The organism is Paenibacillus sp. V4I3 (assembly GCF_030817215.1).
In the GTDB taxonomy this organism is placed as follows: domain Bacteria; phylum Bacillota; class Bacilli; order Paenibacillales; family NBRC-103111; genus Paenibacillus_E.
This window is the reverse complement of sequence record NZ_JAUSZA010000001.1, coordinates 1,158,854-1,177,759: the sequence shown is the minus strand read 5'-3', so window position 1 is coordinate 1,177,759 and position 18,906 is coordinate 1,158,854. Positions and strand designations below refer to the sequence as shown.

Here is an 18,906-nt window from a genome sequence, read left to right as displayed (position 1 = left end):
GTTTAGGGGGCTACGTCAACCTAATTGAATTAACCCCAACCATTTCCAGTAGGGGATGCAAAGAATTGCCAACAGCAAGACTACTAACTACCGGACAGAATGACTATAGCGATTCTTTATCCGCATTGTCCTTATATGTTTTGTTATCATGTTCATTATGAGACATGATGGATTTATTCGAAAGAGAGTGAAGATAAATTATAAATGAAACAATCTATGTCAGCAGGCTTCGAGCCGCTGGTAGTGTTTTCGCCGAAGATGAGGCCCGGTTACTCATCTCAGCAGCTCGGACGTCGGACGATCTCATCACCATGGTGGATCGTCGAGTCGCCGGTTTGCCTCTCGAACATGTAATCGGATGGGCAGAATTTTGCGGTCTAAAGATAGCAGTGGATCCAGGAGTCTTCGTACCTCGCCACCGCACAGAATTTCTCGTTCGCCAGGCCGCAGCTCTCGCACAGTCAGGAGCCGTAGTGGTCGACCTGTGCTGCGGCTCGGGCGCGGTAGGCACAGCACTGGCTGCCGCCTTAGAACGGATCGAGTTGTACGCCACCGACATCGACCCTGCCGCAGTTCGGTGTGCCCGCCGCAACGTCACTACCGCCTGTGGTCACGTATATGAAGGCGACCTCTACGAACCTCTGCCCGCAATACTGCGAGGCCGCGTCGACATCTTGGTCGCTAACGCACCTTACGTCCCCACCGAGGCGATCAGGCTGCTGCCTCCTGAGGCCCGGATTCACGAATCGCTGGTGGCGCTCGACGGGGGTGCAGATGGGCTTGACGTCCAGCGCCCGGGTGGCGGCTGCGGCGCCAATCTGGCTGGCACCGGGTGGCCATCTTCTGGTCGAGACTAGCCAGCGGCAGGCGACGCAGACAGCCAAAATTTTCGCTAGCAACGGGCTGATCCCGCAGGTTGCCAGATTAGACGAACTTGACGCCACAGTCGTAATAGGAGCCAGGCCAGGCCTGTCCGCGAACTAGAGGTGAACCCAGTCAAACACTTTATTTTAGTGTTTTGACTGGGTTTTTGTTTATTAGAAACATATTGTCTAAAAAATCAACACCGTCAATCTACAATTTTATTTTCTCAGAACAATTTGTTCGATTGTGAATGAATTGTGTTCATTACTCTCATTTTTCGGGTGAGCAATACCTTTTATACTAAACATAAAGGTGTTATTGAAATGAAAGGCGGTTTATCCGGATGAAGCCTGAAACTAGCATTGCTAACCAAAAGCTTTCCTCTCGCAAAAAGACAACAGCATTCACCCTGAAAGGGCGCTGGGAATCACCCATAGCTGGGTATCTATTTATTTCCCCGTGGTTACTTGGATTTCTCCTGTTAACCTTATGGCCGATGGTTCAATCGATGTATTACTCATTTACTAAATATACGTTGTTAGATGCGCCAGAGTGGATTGGTCTGAGAAACTATGAGCGTATTTTTGCAGACGATGAGATGTTTCGTCAATCATTGAAAATAACGATTCTTTTCGTCGTTTTATCCGTGCCAATCAAACTCTTCAGCGCCTTAATGGTTGCTATGGTACTCAACAAGAAAATAAAAGGGATTTCTGTTTATCGAACATTCATCTATTTGCCTTCACTAATAGGGAGCAGCATTGCTGTAGCTATTCTCTGGCAAAATATTTTCGGTATTAACGGTTTTATCAATCGATTTTTAAGTTATTTCGGTATTGAGGGAATCAGTTGGATTAGCAATCCCAATACGGCATTAGGTACCTTAATTATTCTGGTTGCTTGGCAGTTTGGTTCTTCGATGGTTATTTTCCTAGCCGGATTAAAACAAATACCTGCCGAGTTATACGAGGCCTCTTCCGTAGATGGTGCATCTAAAGTCAGACAGTTTGTTAGTATTACTCTACCTATGCTATCGCCTGTACTGTTGTTTAATCTCGTTCTGCAGACAATCGGTTCCTTTCAAATGTTTACCCAAGCCTTCATTATTACGAAAGGCGGACCTATTAACTCCACGTATATGTACGCTTTATACCTGTATGATCGCGCTTTTTCTAGATATGAGATGGGTTATGCTTCCGCTCTGGCATGGATACTCCTTGTGGTGATTGCGATCGTAACGGCTTTAATTTTCGCCTCATCCCGTTACTGGGTATTCTATGAAACCGAAGGAGGGAGAAGAAAATGAGAAACCATCTGATTGGAGCACGGACTTTCCGAATGCATTTCTTATTAGCACTGTTTAGTCTAGTCATGATATATCCCATGTTATGGTGGGTTGGAGCAGCCTTTAAATCGAACGCGGAGATGAGCTCGCCCAGCTTCTTTCCTACAGAGTGGTTATGGAGTAACTTCAGCCAAGGGTGGGTAGCCATTCCTAAGTTTACCTTTACACATTTTTATCTGAATACATTTGAACTGATTGCTGGAGTACTTATAACATCTATCATTTCCTGCAGCTTGGTGGCTTTTGGTTTCGCTCGATTGGATTTTCCGCTGAAAAATTTCTGGTTTTCCATTCTGATGGTCACCCTGATGCTGCCAAGTCAAGTGACACTGGTTCCCCAGTACATCATGTTTAATACTTGGGGTTGGGTCAATACGTATCTGCCTTTCTATGTTCCACATGCCCTAGCTGGCGGTATCGGAGGACCCTTCTTTATCTTCCTGTTGGTGCAGTTTATTCGCGGAATTCCGCGGGAGCTGGATGAATCGGCCAAAATGGACGGCTGCAGCTGGTTCGGCATTTACTTACGAATTGTGCTGCCCTTAACGAAACCCGCACTCGTAACGGTCGCCATTTATTGTTTTCTTTGGAATTGGGATGATTTCTTCGGACACTTGCTGTATATCAATTCTGTGAGCAAATACACCGTCGGTCTAGCCTTGAAGCTGTTCGTTGACAGCCAATCTGCGCTTCCGTGGGGACAATTACTTGCCATGTCGCTCGTTTCTATTATTCCTTCACTGATTCTCTTTTTTATGGCGCAGCGCCATTTCGTCGATGGCATTGCTTCAGGTGCAGTGAAAGGATAGAATAATATAATAATGAAAAAGGTTGCGCTACCTGCAGCCTTTTTTCCACTTTTATGGAAGTAAATGAGGAGGAGCTGCTGTGTTTAACTTATTCAAGCGCGTTCGAATCGGTCGCCTGTTCTTTGGAAGCTTCGCCGCATTCATTGCCGTGCTGTTGCTCATTTCCTCCTGGATCAGCTACAGTCTAACTTCACGCGAGTTAGCTGACAATACGGCTAATTATCAGCAGGATCTGTTAAATGAGTTGAATAAGCGCTTGGTCACTCAGTTGAACTCTATTGAGCAAATGTCTCTCGCAGCCTATAGAAATATCGATATCATTGGGTATGATCCGTTGGAGAGTGACTTATTTGAACGAAACAAACGTAAAGAAGATTTGGGTAAGCTTCTTGCCAGCATTACGTACAGCACGACAATGGTGCAATCCATTTCATTATATATCGAGCGCCCGTTTGTGACAGATGCTCAGGGGCCAGTTCGCGTTTATGACTTAAAAAGGGTGAAGGACGAGGATTGGTACTCGGACATCCAAAATAATGATTTTGCCTGGATAAAAGAACGAACCATTCAGACGAATAAAGGCTCGTTATCTGTTACTAGCTTTGCAAGAAAGCTTTACAATAACTCTGGTATCTATTATGGCTTGCTCTTGCTCAATGTGAAATCATCTGAGATCCAGAATTTGATTCGAGGTGAAACGGAGGGAAGAAGCAGACTATTAGTTGATGCTGGCGGCAGAACGATTGCTGCCATTGGCGATCCCAACATACAAGAGAGTGAGCTGGAGAAGATTAGGTTGATCCAGGAGAAGTCCGGAAGTGTTCATTTAACAGCCAAACAACAAAATGAATCCTTACTCGTTTGGAGTAAATCCCCTTCGAATTGGACATTGGTTGAGGTGACACCGTGGAAGAGCATTGTCCATGGCAGTATTCGATTAGCACTAATTCTCTTAACCGTTGGCTTATCCGCCATTTTTATCGCTTCCTTTTTCACTTTCTTTATATCTAGACAATTCACCAATCCAATTCGACTTTTGGTTGCTTTTATGAGTAAGCTTCCCGATCGAGGTTTTGTTTCGGACTTGCCTACGGACTACACCAATGAGTTTGGAAATTTATTTAACGGCTATCGTAAACAAATGGAACGAATTGAGGAACTTTTAACCTCATTGAAAGCTCAGCACAAGCGCCAACGCGAAGCTGAAATTAAGGCGCTGCAAGCCATGATTAATCCCCATTTTCTGTACAACACATTGGATCAATTAAACTGGTTAGCTATTGATTCCGGTCAAACTAAAATCAGTAAGATCCTTTCCTTAATGGGTAAAATGTTTCGCATCGGCCTATCCAATGGTGAGACATTGATTCCGATCGCGGACGAGATGACCCATGTCGAATGTTATTTGCAAATTCAGCAAATTCGTTGGGGCGATCGCTTGGCATTCACCATCTCTGTCGATGAAACAGCCAAAGAACTCTATGTACCGAGGCTAACCTTGCAGCCTTTTATCGAAAATGCGATCATCCACGGGTTTCACGGGCGAAAAAAAGGAGAAATCCGAGTAAGTGTGCAGCTGCTTCAACAAGATATCCAATTTCAAGTTTGGGATGATGGTGTTGGGCTGCGAGCCGATTGGGATCAACCTAAGGCAAGGAAAACAGGCGGTTACGGATTGCGAAATGTGAAAGAACGAATTGAGGCTTATTTCGGGCCTCCTTATGGGGTCCATATTACAAGTACGGAAGGCACGGGCACCGAAGTCACCATTCTATTGCCGCAAATCCAAAATAAAGAAGAAGTCGAGGAGAAGTATCATGTGGAAAATACTCATTATTGATGACGACTTTCAAGTGTTGGAAGGTATGAAGAAGGCGATTCCCTGGGAGTCCATTGACGCAGAATTAGTGGGTGAAGCCAGTGATGGCGCCGAAGGTCTAGAGATGGTTCGACAAACTCAGCCTGATATCGTGATTACCGATATTTACATGCCTGTGATGAACGGCCTGGAAATGATTGAAAAGCTCCGAGAAACTAACTTTCCCGGTGAACTGATTATCCTTAGCGGTTATGCCGATTTCCAGTATGCACGGCAGGCTTTGCGGCTGCAGGTGAGTGACTATTTGTCCAAGCCCGTAACCATTGAAGAGCTGGGGGCTGTGCTAGCCAAAGTCGTTAAAGAACTGGAAACGAAAGAACTGAAAAAAATAGAGCAAGAAGAAGTCAAAAGAAGGCTGATGATGTATGAGCCCTTTGTGCAGCAAGAATGGTTGAAGTCGGTCATTACCGGCACCTTTAATGAAACGATTGCCGCGGAAAGCATTCAGCTATCTGAACAAGCCTACTGGCTGCACAGAAACCACCTCGTGATGGGTATAGAGCTGATGAGCACTGTTCGTACGGCTAACCTATCGCTAATCGATTGGAATTTGTTTCGTTTTGCATTAGCTAATATTATTAGAGAAATTTTGGCCGAAGATTGGCCTGAGTCCGACTTCATTGAGCTTCACAGCCATCATGCCGCGATTATGTTTCATGTTGAGCGTTCGAGTGTGTCAGATGACGCGATGCGTAGGATTCAATTGATTGGTGAGCGAATTACGGACTGTGTCCTTACGTACCTGCGGCTAACGATCCGTATAGGGTTAGGCCAGATGAAGGAATCATGGCAGGAAATATCGGATTCCACCGAGGAAGCTTTTCTAGATTTATTGCAGATGACCATTATCCCGCCGCTTGCACGAGAACATCCATCTACGATTCCATCAGAGAAAGAACTTGCTATTCGTCCTATTAAGTTTTATCAAGAGCTTGCGGAAGCGATTGTGTATTCCAAAGAAGAAACGGCTGCACAGATTGTGGAAGCTTACATCAACCGGCTGCAAACCATGTCAACCATAACCCCGGCTTACTTGCAGTATTTATGTACAGAGCTTTGGACCATATTTGCTTATTCCTTATACAGCGTAGGTATTGTGCTTGATGAACTGTTTCCAGAAATGAAGCTGCAGCCGGAAATTATTCAAATCCAAACACCAGAGCAATTGCAGCAATGGCTGCAGGGTAAAATTCATATCATTGCAACCAGCCGCCATTGGAACGAGAATTCCAAACATAAAGAAGCGGTTGATTTCATGATTCAGTATGCACACGATCACTATTCCGAAGAGATCAACTTGGAAGATATGTCGAAGCAGCTTTACTTGTCTCGCAATTATTTGAATCAAATATTCAAGAAAGCGACCGGTGAAACCTTCACGAACTACGTCATACAAGTACGGATGAAGAAGGCACAAGCCCTTCTGGCCGAAGGCAAATATTTGATATATGAGATATCCGAAAAAGTTGGCTATAAAAACGTCCCTTATTTTAGCTCTATTTTCAAAAAATATAATGGTATTAGCCCGAGTGAAGTAAGTAAAAGCGGGTTATAATCGGGAATGATACCTATTCATCGCCATATTGTGATCAATAGTGAAAGAAGTGTGTTCATTACTCTCCTTTTTCTTCTTTTCAGTTGTCCTATAATTAACTTGTAAAGATAATGAGGTAGTGAAAGGGGATTTTCAATGAACGTGCAGATGAGAAAATGGAGCATGCTCTCGATGACTGCCATGATAGCGCTGTCCCTAAGTGCATGTGGTTCCGGAAATACACCAAGTACTACAGGTAGCAGCCCTGCTGCAACGGCAGCACCCGCGGCTACAACCTCCCAGCCCGTTAAGCTTCGTATTGTATGGTGGGGTTCACAGGCAAGGCACGACGCTACATTAAAAGCACTAGATGCGTATACAAAGAAACATCCGAACGTGACCTTTGAGCCAGAATTTTCTGGGTTTGATGGCTACGCGGATAAGCTGGCTACTCAAGCTGCAGCCAAAAATGCCCCTGACATTATCCAAATGGATCCGGCATGGCTAGCCGAGTATGCAGGCAGAAACCAGCTGGCTGACTTATCCAAAGGCATTCGTACCGAAGATATCGACAAATCGCTCGTGGATTCAGGGAAATTTAAAGATAAGCTTTATGCCATCGCGCTAGGCAATAATGCAACTGGTATGATCTACAATAAGAATGCCGTTGATAAACTAGGGATTACACCTCCCAAAAACGGTTGGACATGGGATGAATACTTCCAATTTGGTAAAGATGCGAAAGCTAAGCTTGATAAAGACAAATATGTGTTGATGGATGCGACATCCGATTATACCATGTATTCTTCTTATCAAATTAGCCAAGGCAAAGGCTACCCGATAACCGAGGACGGCAAATTCAACTTCGATAAAGATACGTGGCTAACCTTTGTTAAGAAATATGCTGAGCTGCGAACAGCAGGGGTTATTCCTCCTGCAGAAATCGCCAGCACAGACAAAGAATCTGACGCAAAGCTTGATTTAATGAACAATGACAGCGTATTGATGAAACGCACTTTCGCCGCTCTATTCCCTGGTTATGAGGGTGTTAAGCCTGGTGCTTACTCACTCATTGCTCAGCCTAAAGGGACACAATCCAGCGGATTTCTGAAGCCTTCCATGTTCTGGTCCATAAGTGCTGATTCCAAGTATGCCGAAGAATCCAAGAAATTCATCGACTGGTTTGTGAATGATAGCGAAGCCGCGGACGTTCTAACGACAACAAGAGGTGTTCCTGTTTCCAAAAAAATGCTCGATTACTTAACACCTAAGTTAACTGCCGCAGATAAATTACAAATTGAACTCATTAAAACTGTTGCTCCTGACGCTCAGCCTTTCAATGCTGGAGCTAAAGGCTGGAGTAATTATACAGCTAAAGATTATAAGAGTATCGGTGAAAAAGTGATGTTCGGCAAAATAACGCCGGAAGCTGCTTATGACGAGCTTGTGAAAAAGGCAAAAGATTATCAATAATTTACATGAATGAGGAGCCTCCAAGAGGCTCTTTATTTTTGTGTGGCTGCCTTTAGAACTGGACGCAAAAAAGAACGACCCTCAACGTAATGTTAAGAGGCCGTTCTTCGAGAATGCTATTTGTGCAAGCTAAGCTTACAGTTTTACAACGTTCTCAGCTTGTGGTCCGCGGTTGCCTTGAACTACGTTGAACTCAACGCGTTGGCCTTCGTCCAAAGATTTGAAACCTTCGCCAGTGATTGCGGAGAAATGTACGAATACATCGTTGCCGCCTTCAACTTCGATAAAGCCAAATCCTTTTTCTGCGTTAAACCATTTTACTGTTCCTACTGCCATGGGTAATACCTCCAAAGTTTTATTAACATGTCTTTTTTCTTGTTTCGAACAAAAAAATTACACATTGGAAAAGGTTTCATTAACTTAATGATAACCCTTTGCAATACGCAATTCAGGGTGAATCTTTAAGACTTAACATTACTTTACCACACAATATCGTGTAATGCAATTGTCCCTAGAAGGGATTTCTTGCTAAAGATAAGAACTCTTCCCTGTCCTCTATTTTCAAGGCAATGGCTAGTGCTAATGCGACATCTTTCGACGGCTCGATTCGACCATTTTCGATAGAATTAAGGATGGAATAGCTGATTCCTGCCTTCTCTCCGAGCTTACGGAGAGTTAGATTCTGCTGCTGTCTGAGCTCTTTTAATTTCGTGTGAAATGCCACTGTTGCGCCCTCCTCAGCCATTTTGGTTGCCTTGCTGTCTGTGAATTTCAGCTTTAATTTTGTCGAATGGGTCCTGCCAATGGGGGGGCTTGATGGTCTTGCCGGTCTCATTTTTATGAACTTGACCATCAGGCCATACCTTAGACATATTTGCATGCTGAACAATGTCAAAGATCGGTCCAGGCTCCACGCCCATTTCAACCAATGTACCAAGGACAAAATATAACTCATCAATCATCGCATCCACTTCGTCTTCCAGTGTGGCTGCTTCTTTAAACTCCTGGAGTTCCTCTTCCATCCAAGCTAGACGAGCCGCTTTGCGGCTTTCGGAAAGGCGCTGTGGGGATGTGCCTACTGGATGCTCAAACGTTTCATGAAACTTTTTAACATCTTCAAATGCTTTTTTTAAGGTCATTTCGTTTCTTCTGCTCCCTTGCAAACGGTTTTCTTTTATATACCATTTAAAAGTGCCCTCGGTCAACAAAAAGCCCTAACTCGATTCCCTCTCGATGGTGATAAGTGCTTCACCATGAAAGGAGATCGAGTGAGCTGCGGGAGCGCTCAAGTAAGCGCTGTTTTCGCGCTTTAGCAGCTTGTCCATTTTTATAAACGACGACCTTTTATGAATCTATCTTTCCAATATCCCTTGTTTAAATCACTTATAACTACACCGGAGCTTGTCGTGTTGCTAATGAATTTACCATTCCCTAAATAAATGCCAACGTGATTTATTCGGCCTGGTTTGCTCACGCTAAATAGAACCAGATCGCCTTTTCTTAATTGCGATTTATACTTAACGGGAGTTCCTACTTTTGCTTGTGCGCTCGATCCCCAAGGGATCGTGATGCCATTTTTTTTGAAAACGAGCTGTGTGAACGCGGAACAGTCTAATTTTAAATGTTGGATATCGCGGACACCGAAACGATATCTCACTTTGCCGACATAGGACTTGGCTGTACGGACAATGCTATCTGCTCGCGTCGCACTTATCGCTGTGCTTGTAGCGTCAAGCGTATCTATAGAGCTGCTTGTTTCAATAGCAGCATGGGCAGCTTGCGGGCTCCAAAGTACGCCTCCCGCGGTCAACAAGGAAAGACTAAGGCTTATCCCTACTAACGATTTACTAAGGCGGTTCTTATCTATGAAAATCATGATTGATTTCCTCCTTCTTGATCGTGAATATTAGGTATGACCTGTGCTACAACCATAGCACAAGATTATCCGCCTAATATTTACCACAAAAAAGAGAAAGCCGCTAACCGTCTAGCTTTATTGCTATTTCTTAGAATTCCATGAGAATTTAATAAGAATTATTCCCTTGACACATACTTATCCGGTTTATCACCTGCGTTTTCCTGGCGATATTCCGACGGGGTTACGCCGTACTTTTTGCGGAAAACTTGCGAGAAGTGGCGCATGTCGTGGTAGCCAATACGTTCGGCAACGTCAGCGAGCTTGAGCTTGGGATTCAACAGCAGCTGCTTCGCCTGCTCCAAACGTAGGTGAATAACGTACTCCTTGAAGCCTTGACCCGTCTTCTGCTTAAAAAGCTGACTGAAGTAGACAGAGTTTAGATAAACGATCGAAGCGACCTTCTCTAGCGATAGATCGGCATGGTAGTGTGTGCGGATATATTGCAGGGCAACTTCTATGGAGCGATCGCTGCCGCTGGCATGGTGCTCGTAGACCTGCGTCGTAGATGCTTGCCTCATACGCTGTACCTCTGCCGGCACCGCCTGGAAGCATTCGATCAGCTCGGAGCTCATCATCTGGAAGGGCACCTTCAGGTACTTCACAAGATGACTGCGCAGCTCATCAATCAGCAGGGTCAGGCTGCCACCTTCCGGCAGCGTGACTAGTCCTAGCAGGCTTTTGCTGTCGTGCACCGTCACGAAGCCCTTGCCGTAGCGCTCGATAAGCTCGAGCAGGACGTTCTCGATAATGAAATTTTCGAGGAAGACGGGCTTATCGGTCTCCATTTTAACCATGATGAGATGAAAATAAGGGTGCTGCTCCATGAAGGGTCCCATGTCGATGCGACCCGTGTCCAAACCCTGCACCCAGCGCTGGAAGACGGCTTCCTGCAAGTATTTGCGGTTGGCCTTCAGCAGCTCAGCCTCTTCGATCAGCTCCGTTTCACGCGTAATTTCTTCGCTTAGCTTGCTGATCATTTCAATCAAAACCTCTTTGCCGATCGGCTTTAGCAAATAGTCCTTAGCCCCTAGCCGCACTGCCTCCTGCGCGTAGGCAAACTCCGAATAAGCCGAAATGACAACCCATTTCACATGGGGGTGCCGGCTACGAGACATATTCATAAGCTCTAGGCCGTTCATGCCCGGCATCAGAATGTCCGTGAGAACGATGTGAATCGGATGGCTCCGCAGCAGCGTGACGGCTTGCTCAGCATTCGCAGCCAGATGAATCCGATGCTCGGGGAAACGGTTCTGCAACGTCCGCTGAATGCCCTCGCGTATGACTGTTTCATCATCTACGATGAGAATGTCCATGTTTTACACTCCTTTCCGAGGAAGCGGCATCACGATGATGACCGTTGTTCCTTCCCCTTGTTTACTATGAATACGGAGCCCGTAAGCATCTCCGAACATTAACGTTATGCGGCGGTGAACATTGGTGAGTCCAATGCCCCGCCTTGTTTTCGCAGAAATACTTGCCGCTTGGATGGAGCTTGGCGCTATGTGCTGCTCCATTTTCATCGAAGCCACCACGCCACCTGCATCCGTTGTATCCGAACGCAGCAGCTCCTGCATCTCCTCTAGGATGCTCTCCTGGATACCTACTCCATTATCCTTAATAATGATATGAAGCTCTTGATCATGGACTTCCGTAAATACACGGAGAATTCCCGGCTCACGGAGAGGTTCCAGCCCATATTTAACGGCGTTCTCGATGATCGGCTGTAAAGTCATTTTCGGTAGGATGACATCCAGAACATCTGGATCAATTTGTATGTCTGTACTAACTCTACCTTCCAAACGGCTTTCAATAATCGTGATGTAATGCCGCATTTGATCCAGCTCCTGCCGCAGCGTCGTCTTAGACGCTTCCTGCCAGTCGCTGCTGTAGCGGAACATATGGGACAGGGCTAAGATAACCTTGCCCAATCGATCGTTCTCCCGTTCATCCAGCATCCAATAAATCATATCCAAGGTGTTATAAAGGAAATGAGGGTTAACCTGCGATTGAAGCGCCTGCAGCTCCGCATTCTTCTCACTCATGGAAGAGAGTGTAATGCGCTCGATAAGCTCATCCATCCGGTTCACCATTCGGTTAAATGATGAAACCAACGAATTAATTTCCTCAAATGACTTTACCGTCACCGAGCCTTTAAAATTCCCCATCTCTACTTGCTTCATCTCGCGAATCAGCAGCTTGAGCGGTGAAGCGATGTTGCGGGAAATAATGCTTGCCAGGACCGTCGATAGAATGACCAGTGCAATAATAACGAGGTATAAATACTCTCTAGTCCTCACAACCTCGGCGTTGATATCCTCTTTTGGAGTCAAACCAAGCACGGTCCAATCGGACATCTTCGCTTTCGCGGCGACGAGGAGATGATCCGTTCGATCATCAACGATGATCTCATTCGTTTGAGGACGCGGAAGCCCGCTGAAAGAAGGCGGAATGACTTTCTCTTCCGCGGTAGAAGCAATCATTCGATCTTCCCGGTCAACAATGTACACCTGGCTGTTCGGGCTGATGGTGACGTTCGAAAGAGCGGCAAGAATCGGCTGCGGATTCGTTTCTATGAGCATAACGCCTATCACCCGGTGGTCGGTTAAATCGTACAGTTTGCGCCCGAATATGAATAACGGATCCTTCTGAAACTGATTGATGACAGAGCCTTGGAAAAGCCCAAGCCATACCATTTCTCCCGATGAATCCTGCAGCTTCCGGTACCACTCCGAGGATGGATAGTTCGTGTCCATAACACTATGGAATCCTCGTTCGTAGTTATAGTTTTTGCCGGCATTCGTAATCACATGAATTCCGACAATATCATCGCGCGAGTAATAGATAGCCCCTAAGATATTGGTAATCGTGCGCTCATTAATAATGCTAACAGCTTCATCCTTATTGGTGTCGCGATCTTGGATTAATCTCAGCATCTCAAAATTGCTGTTCAGTGATTTCGTGATACTATCATAGCCTTGCAGCAGCAAATCAAATAAACCTACCGTTTGAGAAATATTTTTCTCCGCCAAATCACTAATTTTACTATGGATAATTTGCGTTGTTTTTTTATAATAGAGCACGCTTCCCAGGAGAACGAGAACTAACATACAGGAGATAAATAGCAGAAATAGCCGGTTATGAATGGAGTGTAGGCCTCGTGTCACTTCGTTGTCGGTCCCCTTTCGTTATAAGCTACTTCCTATTTTATCATAGGCATCCCAAGAAACAGCAAAAAGAGAGGGGTGAAATTAACCCTTCACCGCTCCCGCTACCATACCTTTTGTAATTTTATCTGCTAACAAGAAATAGATGAGAATGACCGGCAATGCGCCCAGTACTAAGAAGGCACCGATTGCTCCGTAATTAACCGAATATTGACTGACGAAGCTGTTCACCCCAAAAGGCAGCGTCTTCAGCCGCTCGGACGAGATGAAAGTCGCCGCGAGAATGTATTCGTTCCAAATGCTAATAAAAGTTAAAATACAGACTGTCATCATTGGAGGAATGGAAATCGGTAAAATAATACTGCGGAAAATCCGGAAAACCCCTGCGCCATCCATAACTGCGGATTCCTCAATCTCACTCGGAATGGATTTCATAAATCCACTAAGGATAAAGACTGCAATCGGCGTCTGAAACGCTATATAAGGAAGAATGATCGAAATATGCGTGTTCAGTGCATGTAGATTTTTGAAAATAATCATGAGCGGCAATAACGTTGCCTGCAGCGGTACCATCATCCCGATGAGGAAGATAACCATCACAACCTGACCGTATTTCCAACGGAATCGAGCGATTGCGAACGAGGTAAGGGAACTAAGCAGCAGAACGCTCACCATCGTAACCGAAGTGACGAATAGACTGTTTTTCAAATATTGAAAATAGTGTCCCGCCTTAATCGCATCCGTGAAATTCTTCCATTGCAACGTATGAGGGAGAGCGAAAAATTGGCCCGACAGGATTTCTTCATTGCTTTTTAAGGAGTAAATGGCCAGCCAAAGCAGCGGATATACTTGCGTAACCACCAGTAGGGAAAGAAAGGCGATCACGATGATTTTGACGATAGAGAGGCGTTTGCGTCTCCGAATGGTTGCAGGCTTAGCCGAAGCTACTTCCCGTGCGGTCTGCATGGTAACACTCCCCTCCTTCATGAAAATCTTCTCTCTAGTCGGTTGAATACCGCATTAATAATAACCGTTGCGATCAAACACATGCCGACCAAGAAAGCCGCAATCGCGCTTCCGTACCCATATTTCATGGAGAGGAAGGACATGTTGTACATATGCGTGGAGATCACGTCTGTCGCGTGCGCTGGTCCCCCAGCGGTCATGACCATGACCATGTCGAACGCTTGCAGCGAGCCGATGAAGGCGAGGACGATCGATATTTTAAAAATCGGAATATTCATAGGGAAAGTAATATGCCAGTCGGCTTTAAGCCCCTCCGCTCCATCAATCCGGGCTGCCTCATAAATATCAGCAGGGATGTTCTGAATACCGGTAAACTGGATCAGCGTGTGGTAACCCAAGTACTGCCAAAGGGCTACAAAATAAAGCGAATACATCGCAATCTTAGGATCTGTCAGCCACGATCTCGTCCAACCATGTAAATTCAACATATCGAGCACTTGATTGAGCATGCCCCCCATCGCGGCGGGGTTATAAATAGTTTTCCACAATTGACCGATGATGACGACGGATAGAATAACAGGTAAGAAGTAACTCGAAACGAGAAAATTCGGTTTTTTGATAAATCGGTTCAGGAGAATAGCTACACCCAAAGCGACCGGAATTTCAGCCATGGAAAACACAGCAAACATCAATGTACGGCGAACAGACGGCCAGAATACTGGGTCTGCGAATAGCAGGGTTTGAAAATTTTTGAGACCAACGAATGTCGACTCGCCAATTCCGTTCCAATCCAGCAGTCCACTGTAAAGAGACACGAGAATCGGGACGAAAACGAGACTAACATAGATCAGCAAACACGGTAATACAAACATGGCAATTGTCCACTTGGAGACTCTTAACACATTCACTTGGCTCGCCTCCTTCCTGGCATATACCAATCGGAATTTACCTTCAGCCCATTGCGGCGCTCAAGATAAATTCCGATTCGGCTGCTAATTCATCTTATTTTTTATTCGTTTCGTAAGCGGTTTGGTGTTCTTTGCCCACTTCAGCAGGCTCTTTCTTCTGTACGAAAAGGTTTTGGATGCTTGTTAAGTGTCCTTGCGCTGTTCCAGGGTTCATCGTATTATCGAACGCAAGATCGCCGCCTTTTACTTGTTTGAACAAGCCAAGCACTTCCATTGCCATATCGGAGTAACCAGCGGCTTTGAAGTCGCCATCTACTTTTTGTGCGATACCTACAGCGCCTTTTACTGCGAAAGCTTCTTTAGGGAAGTTCAGCATGAAGTAGTTCAAGAAATCTTTGGTTTCTTTCAAATGTTTGCTATTTGCAGATACGGCGAACGCGCTTCCTGGAGCAAGCATGAACTCGTCTGGGTTCCCTTTACCTTTAACCGTTGGGAATTTGAACACGCCAACTTTACCATTAACGGAAGATGTTTCGATTCCGCCCGTTGCCCAGCTGCCCATGAAGTACATGGCGGCTTTGCCGGTTTTAAACAAGTTTTCACCTGCGTTGTAGTCAAAAGATGTTGCGCCCTCTTGGAATGCGCCAGCTTGAACTAGGTCTTGGAAGCTGCTTACTGCTTCTGTGAACGCTGGATCAGCGAACGTCTTTTTGCCATCAACGACAGATTGTAGGAAGCCAGGACCGCCATTTGTGCGAAGCAGTACGTTCATGAACAAGAAGGAACCTGTCCAGGAATCTTTTTCACCGATCGCCATTGGCTGAATGCCTTTGCCTTTGAGTGTTTTTACCGCTGCAACCATTTCTTCGAAAGTCTTCGGCACTTCAACACCAGCTTGCTTGAATAGATCTTTATTGTAATAAACGACTGCAATGTTATTACCGTCAGGCAGTGCGTAAATGTTGTTGTTGAACGTGTACCAGTTCAGAATGCCTTCTTGGAACGTCCCTTTTAATCCGTTTTGATCCACCATGTCGTTCAGTGGCGCGAACAGGCCAGCATCGACGAAAGGCTTCATTTGTGCTGCCGGATTCACGATTGTGATGTCGGGAACCTCTTTGGAAGCGGCTTGTGTTTTGAGCTTCAGCTTTTGTTGATCTGTGTTCAGGGAGTCAAGCTCGATCTTGATGTTCGGATTTTTCGTTTGGTAATCGTTAACGATTTTCTTCAACATGCCGTTCTTTGGATCTGTTGGATCCGGATATATATTTTGGAACGTGATCGTAATGTTTTCCTGCTTTTTAGCTTGTGCTGTTGCAGTCGGTGCCGCGCTTGTGTTCGTATCTGTTGTGCTGCCGTTCGTGCTTCCACCCGCACCGCAAGCTGTTAAGCTGATAGCCAGAAAGCTAGCTGCAACGACGCTTAATGCTTTATATTTAGTTACCAATGTGAATCCCCCTCGTTTGTTGTTGTTCTTGATGTCCTTATTATCGCTCGAAAATGGTAACCCTTACAATGTGGGAACTATAGGTATGATGTTTGATTTTTATAGGTTTATGTTGGGAGTGGATGCAATAACAATCAGTTTTCTATATAAAAAAATAGCTTCCTATACGGCAAAAAAGATCAACCTCTCTCGCTATTTCAGCGAATAAGAGATCGATCTTTAAATATTAATATGAGTGCAGCTATTAAAAACTAGTAAGCCTTCGGAACCTCAACTCTTTGTGTTACACCGTCTTCTGTGAAATAAATATGCGTGTCGAAGCCTTGATCATCCATGAAATAGGACACATATTTCGGCTCGCCGTGCTTGATCGGCACAAGGAGTGTTGCAATGCGGTGACTGCGCGACGGCTTGGTCGTTGCCTTCAGATGCCAGTGCAGCGGCAATCCCTCGATTTCAGCTGGATCCACATCCGTAAAGCCTTGATGCTGCGTCAGCTCCAGCTCACCGGATGAACAATAGACGAAACGCCCATCCATATCTGCCTTGCGGCCTTGGACTTTGAAAGTCTGCCCGTTCAGCTTCATTTCATACAGCGTTTGGAACAGCCAGTCAACAGAGCCTGCCTGCGACAAGTCGATGTGATCGACGACAACAACGTACGTGCCAAAGAAGTAGATCTCGCGAACGTAGCGCTCCAAATAAGGAACGTACTCTTTATATGCTGCGGTTGCGTTACTACGGGAATACCCGTAGCCTTTGCGCTGCTCGGCAACTTCAACGAACCCATTAGCTGCCATGTTCAGCACTTTGTTCTTCTCGGCATATTGACCCAAACCGTCAATCAAAATATTGTTCGTCGAACGCGTCTGTCTGCGCCAGTTCATGTGCATTGTACTGCTGAATGCTACGTAATAACCGCTTTCAATGGCAAGTGGTTCCCCGTAAGCATGCAGCAGGAAGCCATTCTGGTCGCCATGACTATGGCTGACAGAGCCGTATTTGCTGCTCTTCGTCAGCAGCATGATATGGCGCTCAGGATCGGCCATTTGCGAGTGAAATGCCACCCAGCCGATATAGCGGAACCATTTGACCGGCTCGATATTCGCGTCGGTTGGAGCGATAGCTTCCACTTGCGGATAATCATGACGGTAGACCATTTCGTCGAAACGGAAATCCCACCAACCATAGTTGTAAAATTTCATTTCTGAATCGGTATCCGTCTCACGTACCCGCTCAAAATACCACTGGTACAGACCATTACCGGTCACACCGGCGAACTGACGGATGTTAAAGCCAGTTTTCAAGCTAACTTGATCACCAAGGGTCGATTGGTCGCCGAAGCTTGCGCGAAGGGTATCCGGACTGAATGCGTATAGCGGGAAATCGCCTGTTTTCGTGAAAAATGGCCTTTTATAAAAGTTAATGCCTGTATATTTCTTAAGCATATTCATCGCTTCCGTAACAAAAGCCATCCCGGTCGTCCAATACATCGGACCTTCCGCCCAACCTCCATCCGGTCCGCCCCAAGGCGAATATAAGCACGCATAGTATTCGAGGGTATAATCGAGCCATTCGCGAACTTCCGGCTCCTCATTCAGGAGCGCGATGCAGCACGGGACCAATACACTGGATAGCGAGCGCACCGCATGACTGTCGAACGGCACATGATGGATCTTGGAATGCTCAATAACATGCTGGGCGATTTGACGTGTACGGGCGAGCAGAACTTGCCGCACCTGCTTCCGCTCATCCTCTGTTAACCGAGCATAAAGCCAGTCATAGCCCCAGGCGATAGCTCCAGCCATACGGAAGGAGGCTTCGTCGTTATAGTCACGGCTTGTTGTACCGTTCACGTCCCAGCTGCACAGATGGAGCAGCCACGTTTTCGCGCGATCAAGCAGCGTTTCGTCATTCAGAATCGTACCCGCCATCACGAGATGACGAACCGCATAGAGCGCTTCTTGGGTATCCATGTACATTTGTCGCCATAGCTTAGCTACGCGCTTATTGCCCGGATATGGCAGCGGCTCTGCAATCAGCTCACGCTCGATCCAAGGTTTAACGGATTTCTCGTAAAAGATATCAAACCCGCAATAAGCCGGATCTGTTGCTAGCCTACTGCGGAAGTCATCAAGCTCAGAAGATTGCAGCCACAATCTAGGGTGCTGGGAAGACGCTTCCGCATATCGGCGTTCTCTGCTAGGCAGTGGCGTCTCCGGTAAATCGGCTGGCACCTCGAAGCGTCGAACGAGGCTCCAGACGGTTTGGGAACCATCTACCTGGAGAAGTGCGTACCGCCAGAAATAGGTACCTGGGGTTAGCGCATCATCCGGTGTATATAAGTTATACGGAATCGGCTTAATCGTTTGTGTGTCAGCCTGAGAGAAGGCCTCAGAATGCGAGATTTGCAGTACATAGCGATCATGCTCCAATTGTGCGGGAATCCACGTGAAACGAGGTGGGTTTTCCAGCAGTACGGTCTGCTCATTCGGTTCGTATTGTACAGTTAAAACGCCGCTCTGCGGTTCGTATAATGGCGACAATGAAGTCATATCCATTCTCCTCCCGGTGGGTTCTCTATTGAAAATAGTCTTAT

At 46.0% G+C, this 18,906-nt stretch carries 15 protein-coding genes and 1 pseudogene; 6 read left to right on the top strand and 10 right to left on the bottom strand.

Annotated features, from left to right (window positions below; genetic code table 11):
• Nucleotides 1–197 precede the first annotated feature (197 nt).
• From QFZ77_RS05560 to QFZ77_RS05535, 6 genes and pseudogenes are all read left to right on the top strand, one after another.
• A pseudogene (locus tag QFZ77_RS05560) lies at nt 198–984 on the top strand (putative protein N(5)-glutamine methyltransferase).
• Between the two features lie 223 nt (nt 985–1,207).
• Nucleotides 1,208–2,170, top strand: coding sequence for a carbohydrate ABC transporter permease (locus tag QFZ77_RS05555; protein ID WP_307437225.1), 963 nt, complete (start codon nt 1,208–1,210; stop codon nt 2,168–2,170).
• A complete protein-coding gene (locus tag QFZ77_RS05550; protein WP_307437222.1) occupies nt 2,167–3,018 on the top strand; it encodes a carbohydrate ABC transporter permease in 852 nt (283 codons plus the stop codon). The genes QFZ77_RS05555 and QFZ77_RS05550 overlap by 4 nt, the downstream gene beginning before the upstream one ends.
• A 79-nt stretch (nt 3,019–3,097) precedes the next feature.
• Nucleotides 3,098–4,858 (top strand): sensor histidine kinase, encoded by a 1,761-nt coding sequence (locus QFZ77_RS05545; RefSeq protein WP_307437220.1) that lies wholly within the window; start codon nt 3,098–3,100, stop codon nt 4,856–4,858.
• On the top strand, nt 4,836–6,452 hold the full coding sequence (locus QFZ77_RS05540) for a response regulator transcription factor (protein WP_307437218.1): 1,617 nt from the start codon (nt 4,836–4,838) through the stop codon (nt 6,450–6,452). The genes QFZ77_RS05545 and QFZ77_RS05540 overlap by 23 nt, the downstream gene beginning before the upstream one ends.
• A 171-nt stretch (nt 6,453–6,623) precedes the next feature.
• Nucleotides 6,624–7,904: an ABC transporter substrate-binding protein gene (locus QFZ77_RS05535; protein ID WP_307437215.1), complete on the top strand. Its 1,281-nt coding sequence runs from the start codon at nt 6,624–6,626 to the stop codon at nt 7,902–7,904.
• Between the two features lie 135 nt (nt 7,905–8,039).
• On the opposite strand, the gene QFZ77_RS05530 is transcribed toward QFZ77_RS05535, so the two are convergent.
• The 10 genes from QFZ77_RS05530 to QFZ77_RS05485 all read right to left on the bottom strand — a co-directional run bounded on the left by QFZ77_RS05530 (nt 8,040) and on the right by QFZ77_RS05485 (nt 18,862).
• The gene (locus tag QFZ77_RS05530) at nt 8,040–8,240 is read right to left on the bottom strand and encodes a cold-shock protein (RefSeq protein ID WP_028555213.1); all 201 of its coding nucleotides are present in this window, start codon (nt 8,238–8,240) and stop codon (nt 8,040–8,042) included.
• A gap of 175 nt (nt 8,241–8,415) precedes the next feature.
• A complete protein-coding gene (locus QFZ77_RS05525; protein WP_029196808.1) occupies nt 8,416–8,628 on the bottom strand; it encodes a helix-turn-helix domain-containing protein in 213 nt (70 codons plus the stop codon).
• A gap of 13 nt (nt 8,629–8,641) precedes the next feature.
• Nucleotides 8,642–9,043, bottom strand: a complete 402-nt coding sequence (locus QFZ77_RS05520; protein ID WP_307437197.1) for a pyrophosphohydrolase domain-containing protein — start codon at nt 9,041–9,043, stop codon at nt 8,642–8,644.
• Between the two features lie 188 nt (nt 9,044–9,231).
• Entirely contained in the window at nt 9,232–9,780 is a 549-nt protein-coding gene (locus QFZ77_RS05515; protein ID WP_307437193.1) for a C40 family peptidase, read from the bottom strand.
• A gap of 158 nt (nt 9,781–9,938) precedes the next feature.
• A complete protein-coding gene (locus QFZ77_RS05510) occupies nt 9,939–11,135 on the bottom strand; it encodes a response regulator (RefSeq protein WP_307437189.1) in 1,197 nt (398 codons plus the stop codon).
• Nucleotides 11,136–11,138: 3 nt separating this feature from the next.
• The gene (locus tag QFZ77_RS05505) at nt 11,139–12,986 is read right to left on the bottom strand and encodes a sensor histidine kinase (RefSeq protein WP_373462565.1); all 1,848 of its coding nucleotides are present in this window, start codon (nt 12,984–12,986) and stop codon (nt 11,139–11,141) included.
• An 84-nt stretch (nt 12,987–13,070) separates the two neighbouring features.
• Complete coding sequence (locus QFZ77_RS05500) at nt 13,071–13,952, bottom strand: carbohydrate ABC transporter permease (RefSeq protein ID WP_307437187.1); 882 nt, start codon at nt 13,950–13,952, stop codon at nt 13,071–13,073.
• Between the two features lie 17 nt (nt 13,953–13,969).
• A complete protein-coding gene (locus tag QFZ77_RS05495; RefSeq protein WP_171687942.1) occupies nt 13,970–14,860 on the bottom strand; it encodes a carbohydrate ABC transporter permease in 891 nt (296 codons plus the stop codon).
• Between the two features lie 94 nt (nt 14,861–14,954).
• On the bottom strand, nt 14,955–16,307 hold the full coding sequence (locus QFZ77_RS05490; RefSeq protein WP_307437184.1) for an extracellular solute-binding protein: 1,353 nt from the start codon (nt 16,305–16,307) through the stop codon (nt 14,955–14,957).
• Nucleotides 16,308–16,558: 251 nt separating this feature from the next.
• On the bottom strand, nt 16,559–18,862 hold the full coding sequence (locus QFZ77_RS05485) for a DUF4962 domain-containing protein (RefSeq protein ID WP_307437182.1): 2,304 nt from the start codon (nt 18,860–18,862) through the stop codon (nt 16,559–16,561).
• Nucleotides 18,863–18,906: the final 44 nt, after the last annotated feature.

Bases quoted from the DNA above. Each gene is read 5' to 3' on its own strand.
- QFZ77_RS05555 (WP_307437225.1), top strand. From the start codon at position 1,208: ATGAAGCCTGAAACTAGCATTGCTAACCAAAAGCTTTCCTCTCGCAAA.
- QFZ77_RS05550 (WP_307437222.1), top strand. From the start codon at position 2,167: ATGAGAAACCATCTGATTGGAGCACGGACTTTCCGAATGCATTTCTTA.
- QFZ77_RS05540 (WP_307437218.1), top strand. From the start codon at position 4,836: ATGTGGAAAATACTCATTATTGATGACGACTTTCAAGTGTTGGAAGGT.
- QFZ77_RS05535 (WP_307437215.1), top strand. From the start codon at position 6,624: ATGACTGCCATGATAGCGCTGTCCCTAAGTGCATGTGGTTCCGGAAAT.
- QFZ77_RS05530 (WP_028555213.1), bottom strand. From the start codon at position 8,240: ATGGCAGTAGGAACAGTAAAATGGTTTAACGCAGAAAAAGGATTTGGC.
- QFZ77_RS05520 (WP_307437197.1), bottom strand. From the start codon at position 9,043: ATGACCTTAAAAAAAGCATTTGAAGATGTTAAAAAGTTTCATGAAACG.
- QFZ77_RS05515 (WP_307437193.1), bottom strand. From the start codon at position 9,780: ATGATTTTCATAGATAAGAACCGCCTTAGTAAATCGTTAGTAGGGATA.
- QFZ77_RS05510 (WP_307437189.1), bottom strand. From the start codon at position 11,135: ATGGACATTCTCATCGTAGATGATGAAACAGTCATACGCGAGGGCATT.
- QFZ77_RS05500 (WP_307437187.1), bottom strand. From the start codon at position 13,952: ATGCAGACCGCACGGGAAGTAGCTTCGGCTAAGCCTGCAACCATTCGG.
- QFZ77_RS05485 (WP_307437182.1), bottom strand. From the start codon at position 18,862: ATGACTTCATTGTCGCCATTATACGAACCGCAGAGCGGCGTTTTAACT.